This is a genomic window from Deinococcus planocerae, from assembly GCF_002869765.1.
Classification (GTDB): Bacteria; Deinococcota; Deinococci; order Deinococcales; family Deinococcaceae; genus Deinococcus; species Deinococcus planocerae.
Map to the genome: position 1 here is coordinate 1 of NZ_PNOR01000092.1, position 964 is coordinate 964.

The 964-nt window shown below is 69.6% G+C and carries 1 protein-coding gene; it reads right to left on the reverse strand.

From position 1 onward, the window contains the following. Window positions 1-943 (reverse strand): hypothetical protein (locus tag A7B18_RS21100; protein ID WP_102128616.1); only part of this gene is annotated, 943 nt, incomplete at its 3' end. Between the last annotated feature and the right edge of the window lie 21 nt (window positions 944-964).

Genomic DNA, 964 nt, shown 5'->3' on the forward strand with positions numbered 1-964 from the left:
AGCGGAGGTTGTTGTCGACGGGGAGGGCGGCGATGGCGCGGTGGGTGGCGGCGCCACGGGCACCGAGCAGCGAGAACAGCAGGGTCAACCCCGAGGCGAGCAGCCAGCCCAGCCCGGTGTTGCGGGCCGTCGTGCGGGCGACGCTCTCGGCGGTCTGGGCGAGCTGCTGGCCCTGCTGCTGGAGGCGGTTGATCTCGTTGGAGACCACCGTGCGCACTTCCTGCGCCTGAGCCGCGCTCAGCCCCTGGTTCTGGAGCCGGGCCTGAAAGTTCTGCCCGGTCAGCGCGTTCTGGATCGCCTGCACGCGGGCCGGAATGAAGTCGGTGATGGTCGACAGGTTCTGGTTGCCCAGGTCATACGCGCTGCGGCGGAAGATGTTGCTCACCACGTTGGCGGCGGCGTTCACCTGCGTCTGGTTCAGGCTGGGGCTGTTTTGCGCGATCAAGGCCGCCACGTCCTGCTGGTCAACCCCGTTGATGAAGTTTTGCAGGCCGTTCTGGACATTGCCGCTCTGGGCGGCGTTGCCCGCCGCGTTGGTGACGGTGCCCGCCACGTTGCCGAGCACGTTGGTGGCGGTGCCCAGCAGGCTGCTCAACACGTTGTAGGTCAGCAGCGTCGTGAGCAGGACGAGCAGGCCGCCGGTGACGAGCCCGGTGAGCGAAGCGTCGTCGTGGCTCATGGCGGCGATGCCGTCGGTGTTGCGGGTGGCGGGGGCGCTGGCGCGCACGGCGGTGCGGCCTGCGGCCCAGGCGCCGATCAGGGCGGCGAGGGCGGTCCAGATCGCGGCCTGAATGCCGGTGCCGGTGAGGGTGATGCCGGTCAGCGCGGTGATGACCAAGCCCAGGGCGAGGATGGTCAGGGTGGTGACGAAGCCGAGCACCAGCCCGGCGAAGATGCCGGGCCAGGACAGGCGGTGCGACAGGCGGTCGGTGTTCAGGGTCATGCGCTTCTCCTTCGGGTGCCG